This window comes from Streptomyces stelliscabiei, assembly GCF_014873495.1.
Lineage (GTDB): Bacteria > Actinomycetota > Actinomycetes > Streptomycetales > Streptomycetaceae > Streptomyces > Streptomyces bottropensis.
Map to the genome: position 1 here is coordinate 3,753,893 of NZ_JADBGF010000001.1, position 20,022 is coordinate 3,773,914.

General features: G+C 68.3%; 22 protein-coding genes. 8 read left to right on the forward strand and 14 right to left on the reverse strand.

Annotated features, from left to right (window positions below; genetic code table 11):
• The first annotated feature begins 33 nt into the window (after positions 1 to 33).
• The 7 genes from H4687_RS16535 (at position 34) to H4687_RS16565 (ending at position 11,805) form a co-directional block, all read left to right on the forward strand.
• Positions 34 to 435, forward strand: coding sequence for a hypothetical protein (locus H4687_RS16535; protein ID WP_046916578.1), 402 nt, complete (start codon positions 34 to 36; stop codon positions 433 to 435).
• Between the two features lie 376 nt (positions 436 to 811).
• On the forward strand, positions 812 to 1,351 hold the full coding sequence (locus H4687_RS48050) for an endonuclease VII domain-containing protein (RefSeq protein ID WP_050398225.1): 540 nt from the start codon (positions 812 to 814) through the stop codon (positions 1,349 to 1,351).
• 32 nt (positions 1,352 to 1,383) lie between these two features.
• The gene (locus H4687_RS16545; RefSeq protein ID WP_318787708.1) at positions 1,384 to 6,150 is read left to right on the forward strand and encodes a hypothetical protein; all 4,767 of its coding nucleotides are present in this window, start codon (positions 1,384 to 1,386) and stop codon (positions 6,148 to 6,150) included.
• The gene (locus H4687_RS16550) at positions 6,150 to 7,358 is read left to right on the forward strand and encodes a hypothetical protein (RefSeq protein ID WP_046915828.1); all 1,209 of its coding nucleotides are present in this window, start codon (positions 6,150 to 6,152) and stop codon (positions 7,356 to 7,358) included. The genes H4687_RS16545 and H4687_RS16550 overlap by 1 nt, the downstream gene beginning before the upstream one ends.
• A gap of 5 nt (positions 7,359 to 7,363) precedes the next feature.
• On the forward strand, positions 7,364 to 10,234 hold the full coding sequence (locus H4687_RS16555; RefSeq protein WP_046915827.1) for a fibronectin type III domain-containing protein: 2,871 nt from the start codon (positions 7,364 to 7,366) through the stop codon (positions 10,232 to 10,234).
• Between the two features lies 1 nt (position 10,235).
• A complete protein-coding gene (locus H4687_RS16560) occupies positions 10,236 to 10,826 on the forward strand; it encodes a hypothetical protein (protein ID WP_046915826.1) in 591 nt (196 codons plus the stop codon).
• Positions 10,819 to 11,805, forward strand: coding sequence for a hypothetical protein (locus tag H4687_RS16565; protein WP_050398223.1), 987 nt, complete (start codon positions 10,819 to 10,821; stop codon positions 11,803 to 11,805). Before H4687_RS16560 ends, H4687_RS16565 begins: the two co-directional genes overlap by 8 nt.
• Here H4687_RS16565 and H4687_RS16570 read toward each other — a convergent pair.
• The 14 genes from H4687_RS16570 to H4687_RS16635 all read right to left on the reverse strand — a co-directional run bounded on the left by H4687_RS16570 (position 11,802) and on the right by H4687_RS16635 (position 19,357).
• Positions 11,802 to 12,041: a hypothetical protein gene (locus tag H4687_RS16570; RefSeq protein WP_046915825.1), complete on the reverse strand. Its 240-nt coding sequence runs from the start codon at positions 12,039 to 12,041 to the stop codon at positions 11,802 to 11,804. The two genes, H4687_RS16565 and H4687_RS16570, sit on opposite strands and share 4 nt — an antisense overlap.
• Entirely contained in the window at positions 12,038 to 12,907 is an 870-nt protein-coding gene (locus tag H4687_RS16575) for a hypothetical protein (protein ID WP_046915824.1), read from the reverse strand. Before H4687_RS16575 ends, H4687_RS16570 begins: the two co-directional genes overlap by 4 nt.
• Complete coding sequence (locus H4687_RS16580; protein WP_046915823.1) at positions 12,904 to 13,662, reverse strand: glycosyltransferase; 759 nt, start codon at positions 13,660 to 13,662, stop codon at positions 12,904 to 12,906. The genes H4687_RS16575 and H4687_RS16580 overlap by 4 nt, the downstream gene beginning before the upstream one ends.
• Positions 13,659 to 14,507: an NAD-dependent epimerase/dehydratase family protein gene (locus H4687_RS16585; RefSeq protein ID WP_046915822.1), complete on the reverse strand. Its 849-nt coding sequence runs from the start codon at positions 14,505 to 14,507 to the stop codon at positions 13,659 to 13,661. Before H4687_RS16585 ends, H4687_RS16580 begins: the two co-directional genes overlap by 4 nt.
• Complete coding sequence (locus H4687_RS16590; RefSeq protein ID WP_046915821.1) at positions 14,504 to 14,692, reverse strand: hypothetical protein; 189 nt, start codon at positions 14,690 to 14,692, stop codon at positions 14,504 to 14,506. Before H4687_RS16590 ends, H4687_RS16585 begins: the two co-directional genes overlap by 4 nt.
• Entirely contained in the window at positions 14,689 to 14,910 is a 222-nt protein-coding gene (locus tag H4687_RS16595) for a hypothetical protein (RefSeq protein ID WP_046915820.1), read from the reverse strand. The genes H4687_RS16590 and H4687_RS16595 overlap by 4 nt, the downstream gene beginning before the upstream one ends.
• On the reverse strand, positions 14,910 to 15,380 hold the full coding sequence (locus tag H4687_RS48505) for an HNH endonuclease signature motif containing protein (RefSeq protein ID WP_404819277.1): 471 nt from the start codon (positions 15,378 to 15,380) through the stop codon (positions 14,910 to 14,912). The genes H4687_RS16595 and H4687_RS48505 overlap by 1 nt, the downstream gene beginning before the upstream one ends.
• A complete protein-coding gene (locus tag H4687_RS16605; RefSeq protein WP_046915818.1) occupies positions 15,338 to 16,354 on the reverse strand; it encodes a glycosyltransferase family 4 protein in 1,017 nt (338 codons plus the stop codon). Before H4687_RS16605 ends, H4687_RS48505 begins: the two co-directional genes overlap by 43 nt.
• Position 16,355: 1 nt before the next feature.
• Positions 16,356 to 16,958, reverse strand: a complete 603-nt coding sequence (locus H4687_RS16610) for a hypothetical protein (RefSeq protein WP_192781680.1) — start codon at positions 16,956 to 16,958, stop codon at positions 16,356 to 16,358.
• A 37-nt stretch (positions 16,959 to 16,995) separates the two neighbouring features.
• Entirely contained in the window at positions 16,996 to 17,457 is a 462-nt protein-coding gene (locus H4687_RS16615) for an endonuclease VII domain-containing protein (RefSeq protein WP_050398222.1), read from the reverse strand.
• Positions 17,454 to 18,407: an NAD-dependent epimerase/dehydratase family protein gene (locus H4687_RS16620; protein ID WP_046915817.1), complete on the reverse strand. Its 954-nt coding sequence runs from the start codon at positions 18,405 to 18,407 to the stop codon at positions 17,454 to 17,456. Before H4687_RS16620 ends, H4687_RS16615 begins: the two co-directional genes overlap by 4 nt.
• Positions 18,404 to 18,553 (reverse strand): hypothetical protein, encoded by a 150-nt coding sequence (locus H4687_RS16625; protein ID WP_159026159.1) that lies wholly within the window; start codon positions 18,551 to 18,553, stop codon positions 18,404 to 18,406. The genes H4687_RS16620 and H4687_RS16625 overlap by 4 nt, the downstream gene beginning before the upstream one ends.
• Positions 18,550 to 18,843, reverse strand: coding sequence for a hypothetical protein (locus H4687_RS16630; protein ID WP_046915816.1), 294 nt, complete (start codon positions 18,841 to 18,843; stop codon positions 18,550 to 18,552). The genes H4687_RS16625 and H4687_RS16630 overlap by 4 nt, the downstream gene beginning before the upstream one ends.
• A gap of 301 nt (positions 18,844 to 19,144) precedes the next feature.
• Positions 19,145 to 19,357 (reverse strand): hypothetical protein, encoded by a 213-nt coding sequence (locus tag H4687_RS16635; protein ID WP_046915815.1) that lies wholly within the window; start codon positions 19,355 to 19,357, stop codon positions 19,145 to 19,147.
• A 231-nt stretch (positions 19,358 to 19,588) separates the two neighbouring features.
• Between H4687_RS16635 and H4687_RS16640 the strand changes: the two genes are divergently transcribed.
• Positions 19,589 to 20,020, forward strand: a complete 432-nt coding sequence (locus H4687_RS16640; protein ID WP_046915814.1) for a hypothetical protein — start codon at positions 19,589 to 19,591, stop codon at positions 20,018 to 20,020.
• Positions 20,021 to 20,022 lie beyond the last annotated feature (2 nt).

Genomic DNA, 20,022 nt, shown 5'->3' on the forward strand with positions numbered 1-20,022 from the left:
CCCTAGCCCCTGCCCGTACGAGGAGAACCACCCATGGCATCCACCACCGCACGCACCCGCCAGTCTGCCGCCGCCAAGCGGAACGCGGCCAAAACTCTCAACCCCGACGTCGACTTCGAGCCCGTCCGGATCGCTGCCGACGACGAGGTCGTTGAGGAGCGGGTCCCGCTCTTCTATATCGGCGACGACGAGTACACGATCCCCAAGCGCATCCCGAAGGGTGTCGCCCTCCAGTACCTGCGGCAGGCAGGCGAGCGCGGCCATGAACTTGCCACCGCGCCCCTGCTGATCCGGGTGCTCGGCGAGGACGCCTACGAGGCGCTGGAGAAGTCCAAGGCCCTGACCGACGAGCAACTCGAATCGATCGTGGACATCATCGTCGGTCAGGCCCTCGGCAGGCAGGAGGGCGGGAAGGGAAAAGCCCAGAGTGGCTGACCCCGCTCCACGGGGCGATCACCGCCCTGCCGTGGCTGGAGGCGATCGCAGAGCGGACCGGACAGATCATCTGGGTCCTCGACCACCAGGACGACATCGACGCCGACTTCCTTGCGATCTACCACATCGACCTCGAACGCGACGAGATTGACGCCCGCCGCTACTTCGCCCTGGCGCACCGGCTGACCGCCTACTCGGGCGTGATGGCGGCCCGCGCTGAAGCCGAACGCGAAGAGCAGCAGCCGACAAGCTCGACCCCAACCCGCACCAGCAGTACCCCCGCGCCCGAGGGCGCGGACAGCGACGCCCGAGAGGTCTCGCTGACGACGTTCCGGATGCAGTTCCCCGGACTGGTGAGCATGGGAGGCGGGGCAGGGTGACCACCAAGCAGTGCACCCGGTGCAGCGAGGTCAAGCGCCTCTCCGACTTTTACTCAAAGGTCAACCGGCGCCCGCACCGCAAGGCCGACCGGACCTATGCCTCGGAGTGCAAGACGTGCACGTTGACCTACGCCGCTGAGTGGCGGGCCCGTAACGCTGACCATGCCGACGTGAGGCCGCTCCCCGCCTCTGCGTTCTGTGGGCGGTGCAAGACCGAGAAACCCACTGGGGACTTCGCCCTCAACCGCACCAAGGCGCGCGGGATTCAGCACATGTGCCTGGACTGCATGAGGGATCGGAAGTACGGGCTGGCCCTCGGCGAGTACGACCGCATGCTCGAACAGCAGGGCGGCGGCTGCGCTATCTGCAAGCAGCCCTGCGCCCGCGAGCGGCGCCTCAGCGTCGACCATTGCCACAGCACCGGGCGAGTGCGCGGGCTGCTCTGCCAGAACTGCAACGCCGCCATCGGCATGCTCAAAGAGGACGTCGCCTTGTTCTTTAGGGCGGTCAACTACCTCTCCGGAGGCGGTTCCTGATGGCCGGGAGCTTTAGGATCGCCGAAGGTTACGTGGAAGTAACCGCCGACGAGTCTGGCTACGACCAGGCGATGGACCGCCTCAAGGCGAAGAAGCACACCGTCAAGGTGGGCGTTGACATTGACGATGCGGACGCCGTCGCCAAGCTCGACAAGTTGGCCAAGGACCGCAAGGTCAAGTTCTTGGCCAACGCCGACACTCGCGTTGCCGCCGATGAGCTGAAGAACCTTACCCAGAAGCGGACTACACGGATCGGTGCGGACGCTGACACTCGCGTTGCAGCTGAAGAAATCGATCTCCTCACCCGCTCGCGCACCGTCCGCGTCGACGTGGACTTCGATGGGACCGCGCTCGCTGGACTGACCGCACTCCCGGACACGATCGAGATCCTGACGGAGTTGAATCAGGCGGCTTATGACCGTGTCGTCGCCAAGCTCGACAAGCTGACCGCCGACCGGACCGTCATCATCCGCGCGTCCGCCGACACCCGCGTCGCCGCCGACGAGATCCGCAACCTCACCGCCCGCCGCCAGGTACGCATCGGCATCGACGTCGACACAAGGGTCGCCGCCGACAGCATCGCCAACCTCACCCGACGCCGCACCATGACCGTGCAGGCCCGCGCCGACACCGCCGCCGCGCACACCGCTCTGAACTTCCTCACCCGCGACCGGAACGTCAACGTCCGCGCCCGCATGATCGGCAGCCTCGCCGGACTCGCAGGACTTGGCAGCAACGCCTCCAGTGGCGCCGGAGGAGTCGGCCTCCTCTCCTCCCGGCTCGTCATGCTCGCCTCCGCCGCCATCGGCGCACTGCCCACCGTGGCCTCCCTCGGCCAGTCCATCGCCGCCATGGGTCCCGCCGCCGCGGTCGCTGCGCCGGCGATCCTGTCGCTCGCGACCGCGTTCGCCGCGGTCAAGGTCGGCACAGCCGGTATCGGTGACGCGTTCAAGGCCGCGTTCGCGCCGGCCACCGCGAGCGCGGGCGCCGCCACGTCGTCGATCCGGCAGGTGGAGAACGCGCAACGCTCCCTCGCCAAGGCGCAGCAGGGTGTGAAGGACGCCGAAGTCCGGGCGGCCGAAGCCAGGGTGCAGGCGGCCCGGCAGATCAAGGACGCCCAGCTCAACCTGAAGTCCACGATCCAGGACGTCGCCGACGCCAACCGGCGCGCGGCCCGTCAGATCGCCGACGCCGAACGCGACCTCGCCGACGCGCAGAAAGACGCACGGCAGGCGCAGGAGGACCTCACCCAGGCCCGCAAGGACGCCGCCGAGGAACTCGAAGACCTCAACAACAATTTGGCCGGCGCCAAGCTCGACGAGCGCCAGGCCGTCCTCGACCTCCAGGACGCCGAGCAGGAGCTGGCGGCGGTCAAGGCGAAGGGGACGAAGGCGTCGCAGGAGGACATCGACAAGGCGCAGCTCGCCTACGACCGCGCGTTGCAGAACCTGGACGAGCAGCGGACCGAGACGAAGCGTCTCGAAGAGGAAACCGCGGCCGCGAACAAGGCCGGGGTGGAGGGCTCGGAGAAGGTTCAGCGCGCCAAGGAAGGCGTAGCGGACGCCGACCGGGCGGTCCTGGACCGGACCCGTGCCGTACGTGATGCGGTTGTGGAGGCGGCCCGCACGCAGCAGGACGGGGTGCAGCGTGTCGCCCGCGCTGAACGCGAGGTCGCCGACGCTCGTGAGGCTGCGCGTAAGGCGGCGGTGGACGGGGCCCGCGACATCAGGGACGCGCAGATGGCTGTCGCCGACGCAGCCCGCGCGGTTGCTGACGCGCAGACGTCTGGCGCCACCGCGGTCAACAAGCTCGCCGACGCGATGGCGAGGCTCAGCCCGAACGCCCGTGAGTTCGTCAACGCCGTCATCTCCCAGGGCGCCGCCTGGCGCGGCCTCAAGCTCGACGTACAGGACGCCCTGTTCCGCGGCCTCGGGACCACGTTCACCAACCTCACCACCGCTGTCGTGCCGCCGCTGACGGCCGGCCTCGTGGGGATGGCGGACAACCTGAACGCGATGGGGAAGAACGCGGCCAGCGCGGTCATCGAGTTGTCGAAGACTGGCAGGCTGCGGCAGATGTTCGACGGCCTGAACGCAGGGTTCGCGAACCTCAACCGGGTGCCCGCCCAGTTCTTGAAGGGCCTGACCGAGCTGTCCATCGCAGCGTCACCCGCCTTCGGGCGGCTGACGAAGGCGGCGGGGGACGCCGGGGACCGGATCTCGAAGAAGATCTCCGATGGGCTTGCGTCGGGCAAGTTGGAAGAGTCCATCAACCGCGGCATCGACGTCGCGAAGCAGTTCGGGCAGCTGCTCGGGGACATCTTCGGGACGCTCGGGAACATCATGAAGGCCGCCGGGGAGGGCGGCGGGGATGCGCTGGGCACGTTGGGCGAGGTGTTTGCGGAGCTGCGGCGGATCACGGCGATGCCGGAGGTGCAGCAGGCGCTCGCGACGATCTTTCGGGCGGTCAACGAGATCGCGAAGCTGTTCGCGGGCACGCTGGGCGCGGTACTTCAGGCAGCCCTGCCGCTGCTGGAGGCGCTCGCGCCGGTCGTCACTGAGCTGGCGCAGAAGCTGGGCCCGGTCCTGGCCTCCCTCGCGGAGGCGCTGGGCGAAGCGCTCATGCCGATCATGGATGCGCTGCTGCCGGTGGTCGAGGAACTTGGTGACGTCCTCATCGACGTCGTGCAGGCGATCATGCCGCTGCTGAAGCCGATCGGTGAACTTCTTGCGGTGGTCGTGTCCGCGCTGGCGCCGGTGCTGCCGGTTGTCGGGGACATCGTGACGCTGCTCGTCGGCGCGCTCGTCACCGGGCTGAAGCCGGTCATCGCCGCGCTCATCCCGGCCGTGGGGACGTTCGGGAGTCTCATCGGCCAGTTGGCGCCGATGCTCGTGCCGCTGTATGCGGCGTTCGCGCCGCTGATCCCGGTACTGGGGCAGATGGCGGCCGCGCTGATCAACCTGGCGATGTCGGTGATCGAGCCGATGCTTCCGCTGATCGTGGGCCTGGCGGGCATGATGTCCGGCGTCTTGGCGGGCGCGTTCAACATCTTGGTGCCTGCGATCACGACGGTCGTGGGCTGGCTGACGACGTTCGCGAACAAGGTCAGCGAGGTCGTCGGCTGGATTGTCGACAAGTTCGAGTGGCTGTATGACACCCTCGTCGGGCACTCCATCATCCCGGACTTGGTGCGGGACATCACGCGGTGGTTCACGTCGCTGTGGACGAACACAAAAAAGATCTTCACCGCATTGAAGGACTGGGTCGTCAAGACCTGGCGGGACCTGTGGGCTTCGGTACGAGACCGGTGGAACTCCTTCTGGTCCGGGCTACGGGGTGCGGTCTCCGGGGCGTGGAAGTCGCTCCGGGACAGTGTGAGCAACCTGCGGACGTCGATCTCCAGCACGTGGAGCAACCTGTGGAACGGCGCCCGCGACAAGGTGACGTCGATCTTCTCGACGATCCGCAGCAAGGTCGACTCGTTCAAGTCGGGGATGCGGACCGCGTTCACGTCCCTCCGGGACAGCTTGGGCCGGATCTGGGACGGCATCAAGAGCAAGTTCGCCTCGCCGGTGCGGTACGTCGTCGGCACCGTCTACAACAACGGCATCCGCCGCATGTGGAACGCCATCGCCGGAAAGATCAACTCCGGGATCACCCTCCCCGCGATCAAGCTCGGCTTCAACAAGGGCGGCGTCGTCCCCGGCCAGGGCAACCGCGACACCGTCCCCGCCATGCTCACCCCCGGCGAACGGGTCCTCTCCACCAGCCAAGTCACCGCCCTCGGTGGCCACCGCGGCATCGACGCCATGCTCGGCCAGGACCGCCCGACGAAGACCGGCGGGAACCCCACCCGGCAGCAGGAACGCCGCCGACAGCAGCAGCCCGTGCAGCACTTCGACGTGGGCGGCATCGTCGGCAACGTCACCGGCGGCATCAGCAACGTCGTCGGCGACGTCACCTCCTGGGCGAAAGACCTCGTCGTCGGCGGCCTCAAGGACGCCGCGAAGAAGGCCCTCTCCTCGCTGGTACGCCCGCTCATCGGGAAGATCCCCAACACCGGCATCGGGAACCTGATGCGCGGCCTGTCGAACAAGGCGGTCGACGGGATGATGGGCTGGTTCGGCAAGGAGGACAAGAAGGCCGTCGGCGGGCCCGGCGTTCAGAAAGCCCTGTCGTGGGCGAAAACGCAGCACGGCAAGAAGTACCAGTGGGGCGGCAACGGCAACCCCAGCTGGGACTGCTCCGGCCTGACCTCCGCGATCGAGTCCGTGATCCGCGGGGAACGCCCGCACCGCCGGTGGGCCACCGGCAGCTTCGTCGGGAACAACGGGCCGTCCGGATGGGTCCGGAACCTGAACAGCCCGTACATGATCGGCATCACGAACAGCGGCGTCGGCCACACGGCGGGCACGATCGCCGGCGTCAACGTCGAGAGCCGCGGCGGCGACGGCGTGGTCATCGGGAAGCGGGCCCGCTCCTACAGGGACAGCATGTTCACGTCCCGGTGGGGCTTCGCGCCCGCCGCCAAGTTCGACTCCGGCGGCCTGCTCCAGCCCGGCGCGACGATGGCCATCAACGCCACCCGCCGACCGGAGCGGATCCTCGACCCGCAGCAGACTGCCCTGTTCGAGCAGCTCGTCGCGGGCGGGGGCGCTGCTGGTGGCGTGACGATCGAGAACATCACGGTGGCTGGCACGTTCGACTTCTCCACACCTGCCTCCCGTCGAGCGGCTGCTAACGCCCTCGTCGACGAGATGAAGGAAGCCATCCGCAAGTCCGACAGGAGCCGCGCCTGATGGCCCTCTACAACTGGGGCGACGTCCAACTCGGCCGCATCCCCCTCCGTGAGACGTTCACCGTCACCGAGTCGGGCGGCGAGTCCCGCAGCCTCGACCTCGAAGGACAGGAGTCCTACCCGCCGCTCACCCGCGCGCAGGTCATCGCCCGGCACGACGGCATCAACGCGCTCCAGATCGGTCAGTGCGTGCCGGTGACGTTCACCGACAAGCCAGAGCGGTCCGGCTACTACACGATCAAGAGCGCGGGGGCGACGTACAGCGAGCATCTCAACGAGCGCGTCACTACTGACTGGAAGGTCAGCTTGGAGCGGGTCGGCTCCGACTCGGAGACCGACCTCCAGAGCCGCCTTACCGGGGCCGTGCGCGTCAACGACTTCTCGCTGACCGGGGAGCGCTGGCATGCGCCGCCGATCGGGCACTACGGCTACTACACCGGCTCCACCAACGCGACGACGATGACCCGCACCGGCGCGGACGGGGCGATGACCGTCTACCGCAGCGTGCCCGCGAACGTGTCCCCACGCTGGGGCTGCGCGCCGACGTCGTACCTGACCGGCCGGGTCAAGGTCACCACCACCGGGGCGCAGGAGGTGTACGGCGTCGACGTGCCGCTCGCCGCCACCGGGTGGGCGCTGTCGAATGGCCTCGTCAACGTCGCCCCCGGCGCGTCCGCGACGCTGGACGTGCAGGCGTACACCGGCAGTGCCTACCACTCCAAGCTCTGGAACGTCAGCGCCGCCGGGTCCGCCTCCTCGATCACGACGTGGGACGGAGCCACCCTCCTCCGCAACGACCCCGAGATGTGCATCGTGCGGCTGATCAAGGGCCTGGCGCCGGGCCGCGCGACCCTCGACCTCACCCTCCGCCGCGGCTCCCGCTTCGTCGAGGGCTACCTCCAGACCGGCACCTCTGCCACGCTCGCCGCCTACCGCAGCAGCCTGGAGACCAACACCAGCTTCGCCGCGTCCGGGTACGTCGTCGCCACGTCGGACGATGCCGACGGCAACAAATTCGCGGCAGGCTCCGCGAGATCGTTCACCGCCCACACCAACGGAGGCGTCATCAAGAGCAGCGCCACCAGCATCGACTTCTGGATCGGCGTAGCGGCCGGCGGGAGCAGCGCTATATCCGGGGACGCCGCGACCGACCTGCGGAACCAGTACGTCGCCTGCATGCCGGAAGCCGTCTACGGAGTCCGGAGGTAGCGCGGGTGGCCGTCAACGAGGTACTGAAGGCTCTGGGTTCGTGGGAGATCGGTCTGCTCCCGTCGATCCCCCGCGACGCCCTGGACGCGATCCAGTACTTCGGGCACGTCGCGATCGTCCCCGGCCGGCTCGACCCCGCCCAGTACGGCGACAACCTCCTCGACGTGGCCCGCTACGTCGGCGTCGTCCGCACGCGCACGACCGGCGACGACGGTCGCACCAACGCCCCCGGCGACAACCTCAGCGTCGGCGGCGTCGGGATGGCGTTCTGGCTCGGCGACGAGGACAGCAAGGGCGACGTCTTCGAGAACGCCGTGGAACCCGCGAGCGCCAGCTTCGCCACGGCCATCAACATGCTGCTCCCCGCGTCCGGCGCGGTCACCGCCGGCACCATCCACTCCGTGTCCGGCACGTACACCGGCCGACACCAGTACGAGACGCCCCGCACCGCGATCGGCTACGTCTGCGACACCATGTCGTCCGAGAGCGTCCCCGTCTCCTGGCGCGTCAACGGCGACGGCACCCTCGACGCCGGGCCGGACTCCGATCTGTTCGTGACCAACCCGACGTGCGTCATCGTCACCCGCGGCGCCGGCGAGGACATGGCGCTACGGGCCCTGCCGGGCAGCATGGACGTCACCCGGGATATGGAGGACTACTCCACCCGCGTCGTCCTGCTGGCCGAGGGTGAGGGGGCGAGTATCGCCACGGGGGCGGCGGACATCTCTCCGGCGACCGGGTTCAAGGACATCCACGGCAACCCGCTGAAGCTGACCCGCCTCGTGTCCGAGTCGGATACGACGTCGACGAACGCGGAGACCCGGGCTGCGTTGCAGCTGTCGCGGTTCACGTCGGCACGGAACGCCCTCACGCTGTCGACTGCGGACTACGACGTCCACGGGTCGTTCGTGGTCGGGGACCGGGTGTGGGTGTACGACCCGGACTCTGGTCTTGTCGACACATCGACAGAGATCACGTTCCGGGGCCTGCGGCTGAACCCGCTCAAGCTCCAGGTGACGGAGACCTCATGGTCCATCACCGAGGGATACACGGTCGCCTACCGGGCAGCCGACGGCACCTGGACCGACCTCACGCAGTACATCGACTTCGAAACCGACGGCACGTCCACCGTCACCGTCGGGGACTTCTCCCGGCAACTCACCAACTCCTCGACCGAGCCGATCGGGTCACGACCCAACGCCGACACCTCGGTACCCAGCCAGCCGGTGTTCGTAGAACCGTTCACCGGCCTCGCCTACCTCGACAACCGCGGCTTCACCCGCGCCCGCGTCATCCTCACCTGGAACGCCCCCAACAACGTCGACGGATCCACGGTCCTGGACGGGGATCACTACGAGATCCGCTACGCCGTCGACACCGACATGCTGTACCCAGCCACCTGGACGCAGGTCTCCCAGGTCCGCTGGCAAGACCTCCAGACCTGGAGCCAGCCGTTCGCCGCGCCCGATGACGACTGGCAGGTCATGTTCGTGGCCTGGGGCGAGACAACCGCCCAACTCCAAGACCTCTCGCCCGGGGTCGGCTACGACGTGCAGATCCGGGCGGTCGACAGGACCGGCAACACCGGCGCCTGGTCGCCGGTGACGACGTTCGTAGCCTCGTCCGACAACCTGCCGCCCTCCACTCCCGCCGCCCCGTCGGTGGCCGGGTCGCGGATTGCAGTGCAGATCACGCACGAGTTGGGCAAGGCCAGCGGCGGCACGTTCAACCTAGAGTCGGATCTCGACCACCTTGAGATCCACGCCGACTACGAGCCCGGGTTCACACCGACCACGACCACCCTCAAGGGCAAAGCAGTCGCCAACGCGGGCATGATCCAAGCCGAGATCCCCGTCGTGTTCACCGCCCAGGTGGAAGAGACGTCCGCCCGGTACGTGCGGGTCGTCGCGGTCGACAAGACCGGCAACAAGAGCGGGCCCAGCGACGCGGCGTCGGCGACCGCACTCCTCATCGACGACGCCCACATCAGCGACCTCACCGTCTCCAAAGTCACCGCCGGTGAGATCACGGCGTCGTGGGTCATGGCCGGGGAGATCAAAACCGCCGACACCGGCGCCCGCGCCCGGATGTCCGCCGACGGCTACGAGCTGTACAACACCGCCGGCAGCCGCACCTTCTTCGCCGACGCCTCCACCGGCGACGTGTCGATCATCGGCCAGCTCCTTTCCGGTACAACCGGAAAGCGACTGGAGATCAACCCCACCGGAACCTTCCTGCCCGAAATCCGCTTCTACCCCAACTCCGGTAGCGACTTCGGCTTCATCAACGGAGTCTCCGCAGGCACCGACGTCAGCCTCGGCATGAACTCCAGTCCGTTCGACGACGGCGGCGTCACCTGCACATCCCGCGCCTACCTCACGCCCACAGCCGCCCGCCTCGAAGTCATCCGATCCGACACCGCGGAACGCCGCGGCGGCTACGTCATCGCCCAGCCCGGCGCCTTCTCCGCCGGCTACCAGCGCGGCGGCGTGGACGGCGGCAAGTTCTACGGCGACGAGGTGCAGGCCATCGTCGGATGGGACAACGGCACCGACGCCACCGCCAACTACTGGCTGCACTTCGCCAACCGGACCGTACACATCGGCAGGTGGGCCGACTTCGCAGCCCCGGGCAGCATCGACGGCATCTTCACCGGCACCGTCGCCGGGACCGCGAGTGCCTCCAGCCTGTCCCTGGGGTTCGGTATCACCATGGACACCCAGCTCGTACCGATCGTGTCCGTCCGCGACGCCCCTGCCGTCGCCAACACGCGCGGGTTCTGCATCAGCGCCTCCGACACGACCGGCTTCACCACCCAACTCTCCGGCGCCGCCGACGGCGGCTGGTCCGTTTATTTCTGGTGCTACAGGATCTGACATGCCACCACGCGAATACATCGTCCAGACGGTCGGCGAGTACTGGCCCAACCCCGACAACCCGTGCTGGTACGTCGACATGCTCAAACCGGACGGCACCCTGCACCGGCACGTCTTCCCCAAGATGACCTTGGAGAATTTGGCCGCCGAATACGGCATCGACCCGACAGCGGTGGACGACCTCCTCGACATCGCCATGCACCAGCCGTTCGCACCCAACCCCGAGGACCCGGACGGCGAGGACCCGGCCGGCGCGGCGGGCATGCTGTCGCCCGCGCTCGTCTCGCGCGGCACGACCCGCAAGGGCGACCCTGTACCGACGACCCTGTACACGGCTGCCGACACCGCCGCGGCGCGTGAGGCGCACCGGATACGGATCGAGCACACCAAAGCCCACCGGGTGCGGGTCGTCCCGCCGAAGGCCGGCCGGGACCCGCTCAACACGATCCGGCAGGCGCACGGCATCGACCCGGCCCGCGTCGCCGTGAAAGCCCGCATGGTCGAGGAGCGGCGGCTGGTCGCTCAGGGCCGTGCCCCGCAGCGCCCTACCACCCGTAACCCCGACTTCCTGAAGGGCGGCCCCCGTGCCTGACGCTCCCACCACCAGGCTCGGCCTGTACAAATCCCTGTCGGACGGCTCTGAACTGGTCGACTACTCGCAAGATATCGGCCAGAACTGGGACAAGGTCGACGCCGCCGCAGGCTTCCAAGTCGTCACCTCGGGGACCCGGCCCTCCAGCCCGTACAGCGGCAAGGGCATCGCCGAGTCCAACACCAGCTACCGGACGTACTTCTCCAACGGCACCGCGCCCGCCTCCGCGTCGTGGGTGCAGATCCCCAACAGCAGCAGCACGTACGACGCGGACCTCGACCTCACCAGCGGCAAACAGGTCAACATCGGCACCAGCAGCAGCACCGCCAGCATCGCCGTCGTCAACGCCGCCACCACCACCGACGCCATCAGTCTCCGCGTCACCGGAGACACCCAGTCCCGGTTCCTCGTCGACACCGACGGCTCCATCAACTGGGGTGCGGGCGCCTCAGCCGCAACCGACGTCACCCTCTACCGGTCAGCCGCCAACATCCTCCGCACCGGCGACAGCCTCACCGTCGACATCGACCTCACCGTCACCGGCAACATCAACTCCGCCGCAAACCTCAACACCGGCGCCTGGACCACCTACACGCCCACCTGGACGAGCAGCGGAACCCAGCCCGCCCTCGGCAACGGCACCCTCGTGGGACGGTACGCCCGCATCGGTCGCACCATCGTCTGCCAGATCAACTTGATCCCTGGCTCCACCACGACATTCGGTACGGGCACCTACTCGTGGGCGCTACCGGCTACGAGCGCGAACGCGGGCGCCACCTACATCGGTCAGGCTCACCTTCTCGGCACTGCCCGGTGGGCAGGCCAGTTCGTGATCAGCCCCAACCAGTCGGCGTCCAACCCCTTTTTCTCCACCGCGTCCGGCGACTCACGGCTCGCCGGCATGACACCGACCGTGCCGGAGACGTTCGCGAACGGGTCCCAGCTCCGCATCACCGTCACGTACGAGGCGGCCGCCTAGCCGTGGTCGTCGGCCGGGTACGCCGGCTGCGCGGCCAGGTCCGGGCCGAACGTCGATGGGTCGGGCTTGGCCTGCTGGAGCCGCTGGTTCTCCTCCTGCGCGGCGGCAAGCTGGCGTTCCAGCCCGGCGACCTTCGCGCGCAGGAGGAGGGTTTCGTCGAAGAGTTCACCGCACCGCTGCCGGAATACGGGGAGCGCGTCGTCGACGCTGATCTGCTGACCCTGGGGCTGGTTCATGCGGTGACCGCCTTGTCTGCGAGGTCCCGGTACCGGTCCAGGAGGTCGGTGTCGTTGAGGAACGCGTGCTGGGTGAAGAACGACCAGTGCGACACGATCGCGTCGCCGCGGAGGATGTTCGGGGCGCCGGTGGCGAGCGGGTGGTGGATGGTGTGAAAACTCTCCTCCTCGTCCGGGACGAGGACGCCGGGGCCGTGCGGGAGTCCGGCGTACATGCTGCCGAGGCTGGCGAAGCAGGAGACGGAGAATTGGGTGCCGGGCTGGATCGGGAAGTCCTGGTACAGGTAGAGGTCTTCGACGGCGCCGCGCTCGATGTGGTCGAGGAGCAGTTCGTGGAGCTTCACCGCGAACGGGCCGTTGGCCCAGCCGTTGGGGTCCATGCAGTACATGCCGACCTCGCCCCACTCGCGCGGAACCTTCCCGCAGTGCTGGAGGAAGTGCGAGCAGATCGCGTTGTTGAAGATGATCGGGAAGATCGCGGTAGGCGCGGGCATCTGAAGGCGGGCCCGGACGAGGTTGGGAATCGCGTCCTCGTGTAGGTAGATCACGTCATCGTCGAGCCTCAGATAGACGGCCTCCGGGTCGATCATCTCCCGGTAAGCCAGGCCCGTGTACCTCTGCTTGGGCAGGTTGCCGAGGTCGACGCCTTCGGGCCGGTGCTTCAGCTTCACCCAGTCGAACTGCTCGTCCAGCTCGTGGGCGTAGGCGATGTCGTCCTCTTGGCCGACCGGGTCGGTGTTGAGGTACAGCCACGCTTCGTCGACCAAGCCGCGGGCATGGTCGCGCTCCAGGTACTTGATGAGCAGGCTGAAGGTCCGGCGCCGGCCGAACGGTGTCCACGCGATGACGCGCTTCCCATCGATCACGGGTTCCTCCTCGTGGTGCGGTGTTGTGGCGGCCACTGCCCGGACGCGTCGGTCCACGGCAGGTCAGGGTGCAGCTTCCGCAGGAGATCCACGGTCGCCGCGTGATGCTCGCTGCGGGCGTCGGAGAGCTGGCCGGGGTGGACGCGCACGAAGTACAGCGGCTGCTCCACCACCGCGTACCGGTGCATGCCTGCCTTCCAGACGCGAATCCACCAGTCCCAGTCCTCCGCCGTCCCGTACGTACCGGGCGGCGTGGCGTCCGGCGAGTAGCCGCCGACCGTCTCCCACACCCTGCGGCGGATCAGCGCCTTGTCGATGAGCGGCGGCCACTGCGCGAAGTCGTCCAGCGTGGCGTCCGGGAGGCTGGCCTGCACGTGGTCGGCCTCGCCGAACTGCTGCGCGTGCGGGACGACGAAGTCCCGGCCGCCGTCCGCACCTAGGGCGGACGCGCAGCGGGCGATGCACTCCGGGTGCAGCCGGTCGTCTGCCGAGGCGGTGAACAGCGCGTCACAGCCGTCGGCGAGTGCGAGGCGGGCGGCGGCGTTGAGGCTGCCCGCCCAGCCGACCCGCTTCCGATTCCGCCGCATGCCGGCCCACAGGTCGGGGTGCTCACGCAGCCACTCGTAGGTGCCGTCGTCGGAGCGGTCCTCGGCGATGTACGCGTGCGCAGCGTGGGTCTGGCCCTGGACCGAGTCGAGCATCTCTTCGAGGTAGGGGAGAGCGTTGCGGGCGGGGATGATGACGCCGATCTTCATCGCGTTCGCTCCATCCACTGGTAGGTGCGGGCCACGCCCTGCTGCCACCCGACGGCGGGCTCCCAGCCGCGGACTGCGCTCACGGGGGAGTTGTCCGTGACGACTCGTTGAAGATCCCCGGGGAGGCGTTCGGCGTGGCGCACGTCGCTGTAGTCGATGCGTTCCAGGAGCCCGAGGAGGCTGACCTCGTTGTCGGGGCCGCCGCCGACGTCGTAGGTGCGGCCCTGGTAGGCGTCGAAGTTTTCGACGATGTCGCCGAGGAGGCGGGTGAAGTCGTCGATGTGGAGGATGTCGCGGGACTGGGTGCCGTCGCCGTGGACGGTGATGGTGCGGCGTTCGAGGGTGGCGCGGAGGAACCAGGTGACCCAGCCTGCTTCGGCGCTGCCGTCCTGTCCGGGCCCGTACACGGTGGACGGTCGGAGGATGACCGACGGGAGGCCGTAGAGGTCGCCGTACAGGCGGAGGTAGTCCTCGCCGACGCGTTTCGACAGCCCGAGCGGGGCGATCTTCCCGTCGGCGCCGGCGTTCACCTTGACGCTGGACGTGAACAGGACGGGCACGCCCCCGGCCTGGCGTGCGGCTTCGCACACGTTGAAGGTGCCGAGCGCGTTGTCCCGGAAGTCGGCGGCCGGGTCGGCGAGGCTGACGGCCGTGGAGCAGCTGGCGCCGAGGTGGACGATGACGTCGGGCTGGGCGGCGTCCACGGTCTTCTGGAGCGCGGCAAGGTCGGTGGTGGGTCGGCCGTGGCGTTTGTCGATGCCGGTGACCCGATGGTCGTGGGCGGTCAGCTGTCGGACGAGGTGGGTGCCGATGAATCCGGATGCCCCGGTTACGAGGATGTTCACGGGCGCTGCCTCCAGAGGTCTCGGAGCACTGGCCCCAGGAAGGCGAGACTGGCCAAGGCGGACAGGATCGCGACGGCGGCCCATTCGCGGTTGCCGGAGGCCATCGTGACGATGGTGAACGCAGCTGCCGACGCCGAGGCGGCCATGGAAGCGGCGATCTGAGCGGCGATCTCGTTGTCCTTCACCAGCCCACCGCTTTCTGCCAGGAGACGTACTCGGTGAGCTTGGCCTCGGCGAGGACGGCGACGAGCGCGGCGGTGAAGTGGGCTTGGGCGGCGAGGACGTCCAGATGGCTGGGCGGCCAGATGCCCGGCTTGATGCCGCGCGCTTGTTCCTCGTCGCTGACGGGTTGGCCTTCGAGGAGGCGTTCGCCTTCGCGGTAGTGATCCGGTCCAGTAGCCATCAGGCAGCCTGCTTCCTGGCATGGTGGCGGCGCTGTGCAGCGTTCTCGCAGGCGCGACACTGCCGCTTCCCGTTCCTTCGGGTGATCGTGTTCTCGGGGGTGAACTCGTGCCCCCTGCCGCAGCGGTTGGTTCTGACAGCGATTGCTGTAGGCGTCATGCCGCGCCGGATGTTCTCAGCCTGTGTGACCGGCTCCAGATGGGCGGGGTTCACGCATCGCCGGTTGCGGCATGTGTGGTCTAGGACAAGGCCTTCGCGTACCGCACCTACAGCGAACTCGTACGCCACGACGTGCGCCCTGCGTGTACGTCCCGCAAGCTTGAACTGGCCATAGCCGTCGCGGACATTGAGGGAGGCCGTCCATTCCCAGCAGGTATCCGCTGAGGAGCGGTTGACCTTGGCCCAGAAGCGGACCGCTGTCTGGTCGTTCACACCGTCACCCCCACGGGCGCCGTAAGAGCCGCCTGCCACTGCACGTGCAGCGCCTGCATGATCGACCCCGACGCCTCGCCCCGCGCCGCCATCCCGACCCGCTGACGAAGCTCCGGATCGTCTGCGAGGAGCTTGAGGAACTTCCCCCACTGGTGCTCGTGCTTCACCAAGAAGCCGTTCTCGCCATGACGGATCACCCGCCGGTACGGCTCGATATCCGACGCGATCAACGGAATGCCCAGGACGCTGGACTCCAGCCACTTCGTCGGAAACTTCGCCCGGTTGAACGCCGTGTCCCGGTACGGCGCCACCCAGACGTCCCAGTCGCTGCACGCCTGAAGGTAGTTGTCGACGCTCGGCACCCAGCCCAGCGCGCCGACCCCGCGCCCCTTCAACCCGAGACCTATCGCGTGCTCGGCGGTGATCCCCACGATCCGCACCTGCACCCCACCCGGACGCCGATAGGTCGCGATCCGATTCAGCGCCCGCACCGCATCCGGCAACTCGGCCACCGTGCTGCTCGTGCCGGCCCAGCCGACGGACAGCGGCCGGCCGTCAGCGCGGTAGTCGCGCGGCTTGCCGAGGAGCTGGGCGGGGAGACCGTTCGGAATCACCCGGACGTCAGCCGCGTAGTCCCGCAGCACGCGCGCGAGGGGTTCGGAGCAGCAGGTGACGAGGTCGGCGAGCGCCATGTTGTCGGCCAGCCGCTGGAGCATCGCCTTGTCCCACGTCTGGGCGGCGTGCTGGTTGGTGGGGTCGATGTGGAAGTAGTCATCGTCCAAGTCGAGGACGAGGCGGGTGTTCGTCTCCTGCTTGAAGTGCTGCCACATCTGGGTGGGCTCGGGCTTCGCGACGCGGCAGCCGACGAGCGCGTCCAAGTCCCGCCAGTCGTGGGGGAGGCGCATGCCGCCGCTGACCTGGTGGCCGAGCCATTGGAGGCTGATGCCGGGGAGCTGTGCGCGGTAGTACGACGATCCGGCGGTGTCGGCGGCCCAGAAGTGGAAGCGGCCCATCTCAGCCCCCAGGAGTCGGCACGACAGGCCCGTGGTTGAACGTTCCGGGGCACTCGTGCGGCTCCTCAGCGGTCCACTGCCCCCAGGCGTGGCAGCCGTCGCAGTGCCCCCACCCGCCTGCCTTGATCTCGTGGAAGCGGGACGGGGTGCCGTCGGGGTGCGTCGGACGCCCCGTCGACTTGGCATCGCCCGGCCCGGACCTGGCCGCGTCCAGCCGTTGGTAGAAGCCCGCGAGTTCCCGCTGCCGCTCGCCGACCTGCTCGATCAGCTGGTGCCACGTCGTGTCCCGCGACAGGAGCAGGGCGTCGCAGAGGGCGAGCCGGGTCTGCTCGTGCGCGTGGATGAGTTCACCGGTCTGCGCATCCCCCTCGCGATCGTCGACCGCGACCGGGGCCGCGTTGTTGCCGAGGATCTCCACGGTCTCCGGGGTGACGATGGCGGCGCGCGCACCGATCTTGTCGGCGATGCCCTGCCAGTAGTCACCGAACGGCATGTCCTGGCCGAGGATGATGCGCTGTGGAACCGTCTCGTCGACGACGAGGACGAACGGCGGCCGGTCGTCGCCGGTGCCTTCGGGGAGTTCGAGGATCTGCAAACGGGCCATCAGCCAACCGCCTCGCGAGGGGGGAAGAAACGCAGTCTCACCATGACGGCGGCTCCAGGTACTGAGCGGCCGCGAGTAGACGCTGCTGGTCGTCCTTGGCGTGGCCGAGCATGAGGTTGCACGTCGCGCAGAGAATGCCCCGGATGCTTCCTGTCCTGTGGCAGTGGTCGACGTGAGTCTGTTTGTGAGAGGTGAACTCGTCCGAGCAGATCCCGCAGCGGTTCTCCTGCGCGTGGATCATGCGCTCCAGGTCGACGAGGCTGATTCCGTAGTGACGACGCAGATCCCGGTCCCGGCTCTTACGGAGTCCTTCCGGGGTCTGCCGCGCCGCGCGGCGGCGCGCCGTGATGGCTTCCGCGTTCCTCGCCCGGTACTCACGGTTGCGCCGCCTGCTGCACTCACGGCAGTGCGCGGACGTCTTCGTGGTCGAAGTGTGACTCTGGCTGGAGTAGAAGGCGTTCAGCGGCTTCGTCTCGCCGCAGTCGGGGCAGCGCTTCATTCCTGCTCCGCGCGCCACTTCGGCAGCCAGTTCTCGGCGTACCAGGCGACGACGTCCGCGATGCCCGCATCCAGGTCGACGAGCGTGTCCGCGCTCATGTCGACGAGGGGAAGCGTGCTGGTGTCGGCGGTGACTCGCGCACCCTTTACTTCCCCAGGGCGCATCCAACCCGTGTGCGCGAGCGGCACCTCGTCGTACCCCAGGGCGACGGCCGCCTTGACGACCGTCTCGGCGACCTCGTTCACAGTGCGGTGGTCGGCGGGTCCGACCTCGACGGGGCGGGGGGTCTTGTCGTTGTCTTCGAACACGATGCCGCTGGCAGCCTTCTCCAGGGCAGTGACGAGGGCCTTCGCCCCGTCGGTGACGTGGACCATGTCGGACACCTGCTCGCCGTCGCCGTAGATCTCGATCGGCTGGCCGGTGAGGGCGCGGCAAACGAACGAAGGCGTGATCTTCTTGACCTTCGCCGGGCCGAACGGTGGGGCGACGGACTGGCGAGGGCCGTAGGCGTTGACGAGCCGGACGATGTTGCAGCGGGTGCCGCGCTCCTTGTTGAACATGGCGACGTACCGCTCGACGGTGGTCTTGGAGATGCTGTAGGTGTTGTTCATCCAGTGGTTGCCCACCCCGATGTAGACGCCGGGGATCTTGTACTGGGTGATGGCTTCGAGGAAGTTGAGCCCGCCCTTCACGTTGGTCTCGGTGGCTGGCCGAGGGTTCTGGATCGTCTCCTGGGTGCCGAGGCAGGCGGCCAGGTGGATGATCCCGTCGACGTGGGCGCCGAGTTCCGCCATGGCGACCTCGTCGCGGACGTCGCCCATGCGGACGGGGTGCCCGTGGGCGCTGCGTCCGGCGGTGTCGAAGATGACGGGCTGGTGGCCGCGTGCGACGAGTTCGTCGACGACGTGTCCGCCGATGAATCCGGCGCCTCCCGTGACAGCGATCCTCATGCCTCGTTCTCCTTGCTGTTGGTGCACGTGCAGCCGTTGCAGTGCCGGGTCTGGTGTTTGGCGAGGGCGACGTCGCGGATGGAGTTGCTGATGGCCATGGCGACGAGCGCGACGACGATGATCACGGTGATGTAGACGGCAGTCACGGGGTCTCCCCTTCGACGGGGAGGATGTGGCCGCCTTCAACGCAGTGGGAGGACACGCAGCGGCCAACGGGCGTGGCCCCCAGCGCGGCGTGTACGGCCCGCCAGATGACCGCATTCCGGTGCACCGGGTCGGGCGGCAGGTAGGTGCCGAGCCGCCGGATGTACTCGTACACGGCGTCGTAGGCGGGCTGACGCGGGTCCGGGCGGACGGGGAGCGCGGGGTTCAGCTCCTCCTCGGCGGGCTGCTCGGGGCGGCCCTCGTCGTCCGTCTCTGTGTCCGGTTCGGCCATGGCGTCTCCCAACTGGCGCGCGTGCGGGCATGCCTTGCAGTGCTGGCACTGTTCGTGGCCGTCCGGGCAGTCGCAGCGCGGGCAACGGCGCCCCGTGTCCGCCTGAACCGCAGGCTCGGCGTGGGGGCACTGGACGGGCGTGCCCCACGGGTCGGTGTGCTGCTCACCGCCGCACTCGGGGCGGACGCATCGGCGGCTCATCGGCTGCTCCGTATGACGGGCGTCATTTCGACGTTCACCACAGGTGGCGGAACGAACGCCAGGTATGCGAACAGGAACGACAACGCGGCACACAGGTAGTTCACGACTCGCCCCCGGCTGCCTCGGCTCCGGCCCGCTGGCTGAAGACCTTCAACACCGTGCGGGCCAGGGCGGGCACCCAGTCCTGACCGTCCGGGTCGTCTTCCAGTGCGTACGAGACCTCGTCCATGCCGTAGTTGTCGAACGGAAAGTCTCGGATGGCGGCTTCTACCTGCTCGCGGAGCGGGGAGCCTGCGGTGCGGGGCTCGGTCATGGCGTGACTCCTGTGCGGGTTCGTGCGGGTGGGGTGCGGGTCTTGATGCGGCAGGGGTACGACCCGCACGGACACACCCCTGCCGCGATCCCTTGAGCCAGGGATGCACGAACCATCCTACGATTCGCAGGAAAAACGCAAGTACAAGCTACGATTTGAAGGAATGCGCGCCACGGGAGGACCCCACACCTTCCCCGACAGGGCACACACGGACGCGATCGGGAGAGCGTGATGGCCACCCAGTGCAAGCTCTACCGAGGCGAGACGCCGCAGTTGATCCCGCCGAACGTGTGGACACTGCTCACGTTCGAGAAGCGGATTCGCAACGACCGGTCCATGGCGCGCGACCTGGCCCTGGTCATGCCGCCGTTCGACGGGGACTTCCTGTGGTCCCGGAACCTCCGGTGGGCCGCGATCACGATCCCCGAAGGCGACACCCGGCCCCGACAGTTCATGTCCCGCTTCATCCGCGACCCGCACGGCATCGGTGACGACACCGGCGCCGACGACCGCATGGCCACTCCCGGCCGGTCATGGCAGACGGTGACGTGGCCCTTCGCGGGGGAGGCAGGCCAGCCGGTGGGCGTCGAGGTATGGCACGACCACCACGAGCCCTGGGCTGTGGAGCACGCCCAGTTCGTCGGCACCACGTGGGACTACTGAAA